Below are 6,645 nucleotides of genomic sequence, written 5' to 3'. Positions count from 1 at the left end.
CCCCCCCCGCCACCGCCGCCGCCTCCGCCGCCGCCGGTGTGCAACAAGGGCCCGTACATCGTGTTCTTCGACTGGAACAAGTCGGACATCACGCCTGAAGCGGCGACCATTCTCGACAACGCGATCACCCAGTATGGCAACTGCCAGACTGTTCCGATCATGCTGGCCGGCTACACCGACCGTTCGGGCTCGCCCAAGTACAACCTTGGCCTGTCTGCACGTCGTAACTCCTCGGTCCAGGCTTACCTGACGTCGCACGGCATCCCGGCCTCGACGATCACCAGCCAGGCCTTCGGTGAAGCCAACCCGCGCGTTCCGACCGCCGACGGCGTGCGTGAACTGCAGAACCGTCGCGTGGAAATCACGTACGGTCCGGGTTCGGGCAACTAAGTGGCACGGCCCCGGTCAAACGGGGCCGGTCATGAAGACCCAATACGAACGAGGGGCCGGAGCAATCCGGCCCCTTTTTCGTTGTTGCGACATACGATACGCCGCGTATCGGCCCCAGCCTTGATGGCGGCATAAGCCACGGAGATCCCACCATGCCTTCCCCGCTTCTGTCCTCTCGCCTGCGCCGTACCGTAACCACCTTCGCGCCGCGCGCGATCGTCTCGCTTGCCCTGCCGATTGCGCTGACTGCCTGTGGCGACGGCAGCATGGCGGGCATGCACAGCGCCCCGATGCCCAAGGCACAAGTCGTGGCCAATGCCACGCTGATGCTGGCCAGCGGCGCCAGCGCGGGCACCGCCGAACTGCTCCAGGGTCCTGACGGGTTCCGTGTCCACGTCGACGCCAAGGGCCTGCCGCCCGGCGTCCACGGCATTCACCTGCATACCGTAGGCAAGTGCGATGCGCCCGGCTTCACCACTGCGGGTGGGCATCTCAATCCCGATGGCCACCAGCATGGCGCGGAAAACCCCGCCGGGGCGCACCTGGGTGACCTTACCAACCTGACCGTGGGAGCCGACGGAACCGGGGCACTGGACTTTGCCCTGCGCGGCGGCGCCGACATGACCGGCCCGGCGCTGTTCGATGCCGATGGCACGGCGCTGGTCATCCATGCCGCACCCGACGATTACAAGACCGATCCAAGCGGCAACAGCGGCGCGCGCCTCGCCTGCGGCGTGTTCGTTCGCCAGTAATACAGCACCTGAATGAACGAAGGGGACGAGCAGGGCCTGCCTGCTCGTCCCCTTGCCGTGTCGGTCCAACTAGGCCGGGCGCTCAGGCGCCGTAGCGCGTTCCATCGGTCAGGCCCGCTTCGGCGAAGCCGGCCTTGCGCAAACGGCAACTGTCGCATTCCCCACAAGCCCGGCCATCGGGCAGCGGATCATAGCACGACCAGCTTTCCCCGGCATCGAGGCCCAGCCGGGCCGCTTCCTGGGCAATTTCTGACTTCTTGAGGTGTTGCAGCGGCGCGTGCACGGTTACCGTGCCACCCTGGCTGCCGACCTTAGTGGCAACGCGGGCGAGCCCTTCGAACCCATGGATGAATTCCGGGCGGCAGTCGGGGTAGCCGGAATAATCCAGCGCGTTGACGCCGATAAACAGCGCGTTCGCCCCTGCCGCCTCTGCCCAGGCAAGTGCGAGGGAGAGGAACACCAGGTTGCGCGCCGGCACATAGGTGATCGGGATATCGTCGGTCAGCCCATCCTTGGGCACGTCGATCGCGTCGGTCAGCGCCGATCCACCGAACTGGCGCAGATCGAGCGGCAGGATGACATGACGCTCAACCTGCAGGCGCGCCGCGATCACCCGCGCAGCATCCAGTTCCACGCGATGGCGCTGGTTGTAATCGATGGTGAGGGCCAGGACACGGAAGCCCTGCTCTTGCGCCAGCGCGGCGCAGACCATGGAATCAAGCCCGCCGGAAAGCAGGACAACCGCCAGCGGCGCCGATTCCGCGCCGGACGAAGAAGACAATTGGGTATCAGTCATGCTACGGGGCTAGCCCCCTCGCCCGGCACAGGCAACCCCCAGCCGGGCGTTCGCAGCGTGATCAGCGCGTGGTGCAGTTGCCCAGGCGCCGCGCTTCGGCGTTGAAGGAAAAAGGCAGTCCCTTGGCGATGCCCTGCGCCTCGATCTGCAGCAGTTGCTCGTTTTCATAGCGGATGCGTGTCAAGCCCGAGCCGGCCTGCCCGCAGACATAGCTGACGGAAATGGCGTTGGCTTCGTCCTGCACCACGAACTGGCGGCAAGCCTGCCCCGGATGGCGTAGCTGGATCAGCGGGCGCCCTTCAGCGAGGCACAGCCGGCCCTCAAATCCGCCAGCCTCGCGCGCGTGGACCTGCCATTGGCCCGGCGCGATGCGATCGAGCATCGCAAGAGTGGCCGGCGCCCTTTCGGCATCGGCGGGGGCGACCCAAGCCAATGCCGGCAGGACGATCACCGCAGCGAGGGCGCGGCGCAGCGCGTTACGATACGTCATCAACCACCCTCCAACCCTGCCGCACAGGCTGCGGCAGCCCTTGGCAATATAGCTGCGATGCTGGTGCGATTGAAGACCTCCGGTCGGCAGCGGCCGTCAATCGAAACGAAGCGGAAACTCTTTCGAGCAGAACGCGCAATCGACGACGATAAGACCATCGTCGTTGGCCATTTCCGCGCGCTGTTCCGCACCAAAGCGGGCCAGCAGATCGCGATAATGCTCGGCCGTGCAGCGGCACCCCCGCGTGAGCGGATGGCCCTGGGCAACACGTACTTCGCTTTCCTCGTGAAACAGGCGCCACACCAGGCTTTCCAGCCCGAGCTGCGGATCGGTGAGCTCTTCATCGGTAAGGGAACCGGCCAGCGCGGCGACATGTTCCCATTCCGGGTGATCGAGCCGCGCGTGCAGGCGCTCGCGCCCCTCCTCGCCATCGGGCAAGTGCTGCACCAGCAAGGCGCCCGCCACGGTGCGGCCGTTTTCCGCATGCACCCCTACCCGGATCAGCGTAGGCACCTGTTCCGACTGGAAGAAATAGCTTTCGCAGGCGCGCGCCAGGCAATCCCCTTCGAGCGGAACAATGCCCTGATAGCGCTGATCACTGCTGGCCAGATCAAACGTGATCGCCAGGTAACCATCGCCGAACAGCGCATGCAGCGAGGGATGCGGCCCCAGCTCGTCCAGCCGCGCACGATCGTGGCGAACATAGCCGCGCAATTCGCCGCCGCGATAATCGCATACCAGCAGATCGACCACGCCATCCTGGGTCTGCGCCTGCATGGTCAGCTGGCCGTCGTCGTCCTTGAGCAGCGCGCCGAGCAGCGCGGTCAGGGTCAGCGCTTCGGCCAGCAGGTTGCGGATCGGCGCCGGATAGGCATGGGCGGAAAGCACGGTATCGAGCACCGGCCCCAAGCGCACTACCCGCCCCCGGGCATCGCGCCCAGGGACGGTGAACTGCAATACCTGGTCAAATCCGGTTTCGGCTTGGTCAGTCATGGAAGCTTTCGTTTGTACAAGACGCGCTGGTCAGATCTGGCCAAAGACCCAGCGCAGAACGGATTTCTGGGCGTGAATGCGATTTTCCGCTTCGTCCCACACTACCGAACGCGGCCCGTCGATCACGGCGTCGGTGACTTCTTCGTTGCGATGAGCCGGCAGGCAGTGCAGGAACAGCGCATCGCCCTTGGCACGGGCCATCAGCGCCTCGTCCACCTGGAACGGCGCCATCGCCGCCAGCTTGGCTTCCGCGTGAGCCTGGCCCATCGAAATCCACGTATCGGTGACCACCACATCGGCCCCGGCCACGGCCTCTGCCGCGTCGCGATGCACGCTGATGGCTGCGCCTTGTGCCTGGGCGCGGGTAATGAAGCCGGCGTCGCAATCATAGCCCTCGGGCACGCCGATGCGCACGTTGAACTTCATCAGCCCGGCCGCCTCAACGATCGAGTTGAGCACGTTGTTGCCGTCGCCCAGCCAGGCCACGGTAAGGCCGGGCAGCGCCTTGCCATGTTCGATCACGGTCAACAGATCGGCCATGATCTGGCAGGGGTGGGAAAGATCGGTGAGCCCATTGATTACCGGAACGCTGGCATAGTGGGCCAGTTCCTCGACCTTGGCGTGATCGTCGGTGCGCAGCATGATGGCATCGGCCATGCGGCTGAGCACGCGCGCGGTATCGGCGATGGTTTCGCCCCGGCCCAGTTGGGTATTGCCGGCATCGAGAATCAGCGCCGAGCCGCCGAGTTGGCGCATCGCCACGTCGAACGACACACGCGTGCGGGTGGAATTCTTTTCGAACACCATCGCCAGGATATGACCGGCCAGGGGAGCATCGGCATCGACGCGGCCCTTGGGCCAGGCCGCGCGGGCAGCCTTGCGATCAATCGCGTCGGCCAGCATCGCGGCGACCGCATCACCGCCGGCATCGGAAAGATTGAGGAAATGCCTGATCATTACCGCTGTCTCACGCCGCAGGAGCCGGAGGAACATAGCTGGCCGCGGCGGCCGAAAGCTTGTCCATGAATTCATCGATGTGGCTGTCGTCGATCACCAGCGGCGGCAGGACGCGGAACGTCATGTCGCCAGCGGCCACGGCCAGAAGCTGGTGATTGTCGCGCATGTGGGCCACGAACGGGCGCGGCTCGACCTTGCACTTCACCCCCAGCATCAGCCCCTTGCCGCGGACCAGTTCGAACAGGTCGGGATAGTTGCCGATGAACTGTTCGAGCCGCGCCTTGAGGCGATCGCCGGTGGCGCGCACCTGGGCAAGAAATTCGGGAGTGGCGACGACATCGAGCACGGCATTGCCGGCCGCCATGGCCAGCGGATTGCCGCCATAGGTGCTGCCGTGGGTGCCAAACACCATGCCGCGTGCCGCCGTTTCGGTAGCGAGGCAGGCGCCAAGCGGGAAGCCGCCGCCAATGCCCTTGGCAATCGCCATGACATCGGGCGCTACGCCATACTGTTCATAGGCGAACATGGTGCCGCTGCGCGCCACGCCGCACTGCACCTCGTCAAAGATCAGCAGCAGGCCATGCTCGTCACACAGCGCGCGCAGGCCCTTGATGAACTCTTCGCTGCCTTCCCGAATCCCGCCTTCGCCCTGGATCGGCTCGACCAGGATGCCGGCGGTATGCGGGCCGATCAGCGCCTTGGTCGCTTCCAGATCGTTGAAATCGACATAATGGAAACCGGGCAGGATGGGCAGGAAGCCCTTGTGCATCTTTTCCTGATCGGACGCGCTGATCGTGCCCATCGTGCGGCCGTGGAAGGCATTGCGATAGGTGATGATCTCGAACCGTTCCGGGGCCTGGCCGTGATACTGGTGATAGGCGCGCGCGGTCTTGATCGCGCATTCCACCGCCTCGGCCCCGGAATTGGTGAAGAACACCGTATCGGCAAAGGTCATGTCGACCAGGCGCTGCGCCAGCGCCTCGCCCTGGGGGCTGCCATAGAGATTGGACACGTGCATCAGCGTTTCGGCCTGGCGCTGGATCGCGCCGATCAGGTGCGGGTGCGAATGGCCCAGCAGATTGACCGCGATGCCGCTGGCGAAATCGAGATAGCGCGTGCCGTCCTCGGAAATCAGGTGGCAGTGTTCGCCGCGCACCGGACGCACGCCACACCGGGGATAGACGGGCATGAGCGGGGTGATGGACATGGGCAATGCTCCTGTAGTTTCCAAGGATAAAGGTGTTTGGAACGGGGATGGCTGCAAAACGACAAATGGCGGCCCAGCGGACCGCCATTTGCACGCGTATGTGGTGATGCAAGGCCCCTGGGTCTCACAGACCCGAGGGGCAATGCGGCCGGGATCAATCCTGGCGCGGCACCAGGTTGACCGCCGAGTACTTGCCTCGTCGATCAACTTCGAGGTCGAACTCCAGCTTGTCGCCTTCGTTGAGCTCGCGCATGCCGGAACGTTCAACGGCACTGATGTGCACGAACGCGTCGGGCTGGCCGTCATCACGGGTGATGAAGCCGAAGCCCTTCATGCCGTTGAAGAACTTGACCGTGCCAGTGGCCTTTTCACCGGTCAGCTGGCGCTGCGGGGCTGCGGGCTTGGCCGCCACGGGGATGACATCGCCAACAACCTGAAGGTCAGCGGCAGAAACCTTGCCACCACGATCAACCAGGTTGAATTCCAGCGTCTGGCCTTCGGCCAGGCCTTCGAGGCCGGCACGTTCCACGGCGCTGATGTGGACGAACACGTCTTCACCGCCGTCTTCGCGCTGAATGAAGCCGAAGCCCTTCTGGCCGTTGAAGAACTTGACGACGCCCTTGCCGGTGCCGACAACCTGTGCAGGCATGCCGCCGCCACGCGGGCCGCCGAAGCCGCCACCACCGCCGCCGCCGCGATTGCCGCCGCCGAAGCCGCCGCGATCACCGCCGCCGAAGCCACCACGGTCGCCGCCGCCGAAGCCGCCGCCGCGATTGCCGCCGCCAAAGCCACCACGGTCACCGCCGCCGAAGCCGCCGCGATCGTAGCCACCGCCAAAACCGCCACCGCCGCCGTAGGGATCGAAACCGTCGTCGCCGAAACCGTCGCGCTTGTCGCGTCCGCGACCACGCCGCCCTCTGTCAAAACCCATAAAACCCAATAAACCTTACAATCCGCCCCAAATTTCCTGGCGCCACTGGCCGGACGCGGAGACCAGGGGCGCGACAAGGACAACGTGCCGGGCTTTAGGGCCGGCCCTCTCCATTGCGCCAAGGACTAT

8 protein-coding genes are annotated in these 6,645 nt (G+C 65.2%); 2 read left to right on the top strand and 6 right to left on the bottom strand.

Going from position 1 to position 6,645, the window contains the following annotated elements:
* Together SCA01S_RS19215 and SCA01S_RS19210 are read left to right on the top strand one after the other, a co-directional pair.
* The coding region (locus SCA01S_RS19215) for an OmpA family protein (protein WP_157089048.1) at positions 1-390 on the top strand (390 nt) is incomplete at its 5' end.
* Between the two features lie 152 nt (positions 391-542).
* Positions 543-1,142 carry a superoxide dismutase family protein gene (locus tag SCA01S_RS19210; RefSeq protein WP_062788273.1) on the top strand — a complete coding sequence of 200 codons (600 nt, stop codon included), beginning with the start codon at positions 543-545 and terminating at the stop codon, positions 1,140-1,142.
* A gap of 82 nt (positions 1,143-1,224) precedes the next feature.
* Here SCA01S_RS19210 and queC read toward each other — a convergent pair whose 3' ends face one another.
* The 6 genes from queC to SCA01S_RS22965 form a co-directional block, all read right to left on the bottom strand.
* Positions 1,225-1,938: a 7-cyano-7-deazaguanine synthase QueC gene (gene queC / locus SCA01S_RS19205; protein ID WP_022675937.1), complete on the bottom strand. Its 714-nt coding sequence runs from the start codon at positions 1,936-1,938 to the stop codon at positions 1,225-1,227.
* Positions 1,939-1,999: 61 nt separating this feature from the next.
* Positions 2,000-2,428, bottom strand: coding sequence for a DUF3617 domain-containing protein (locus SCA01S_RS19200; protein WP_245652789.1), 429 nt, complete (start codon positions 2,426-2,428; stop codon positions 2,000-2,002).
* 96 nt (positions 2,429-2,524) lie between these two features.
* Positions 2,525-3,421, bottom strand: a complete 897-nt coding sequence (gene hslO / locus SCA01S_RS19195) for an Hsp33 family molecular chaperone HslO (RefSeq protein ID WP_062788271.1) — start codon at positions 3,419-3,421, stop codon at positions 2,525-2,527.
* 30 nt (positions 3,422-3,451) lie between these two features.
* The gene (gene argF / locus SCA01S_RS19190; protein WP_062788270.1) at positions 3,452-4,378 is read right to left on the bottom strand and encodes an ornithine carbamoyltransferase; all 927 of its coding nucleotides are present in this window, start codon (positions 4,376-4,378) and stop codon (positions 3,452-3,454) included.
* A 10-nt stretch (positions 4,379-4,388) separates the two neighbouring features.
* Positions 4,389-5,585, bottom strand: coding sequence for an aspartate aminotransferase family protein (locus SCA01S_RS19185; RefSeq protein WP_062788268.1), 1,197 nt, complete (start codon positions 5,583-5,585; stop codon positions 4,389-4,391).
* A 154-nt stretch (positions 5,586-5,739) separates the two neighbouring features.
* Entirely contained in the window at positions 5,740-6,516 is a 777-nt protein-coding gene (locus tag SCA01S_RS22965) for a cold-shock protein (RefSeq protein WP_054132337.1), read from the bottom strand.
* Positions 6,517-6,645 lie beyond the last annotated feature (129 nt).

Source organism: Novosphingobium capsulatum NBRC 12533 (assembly GCF_001598375.1).
In the GTDB taxonomy this organism is placed as follows: domain Bacteria; phylum Pseudomonadota; class Alphaproteobacteria; order Sphingomonadales; family Sphingomonadaceae; genus Novosphingobium; species Novosphingobium capsulatum.
This window is presented reverse-complemented; position numbering and strand designations above follow the sequence as displayed.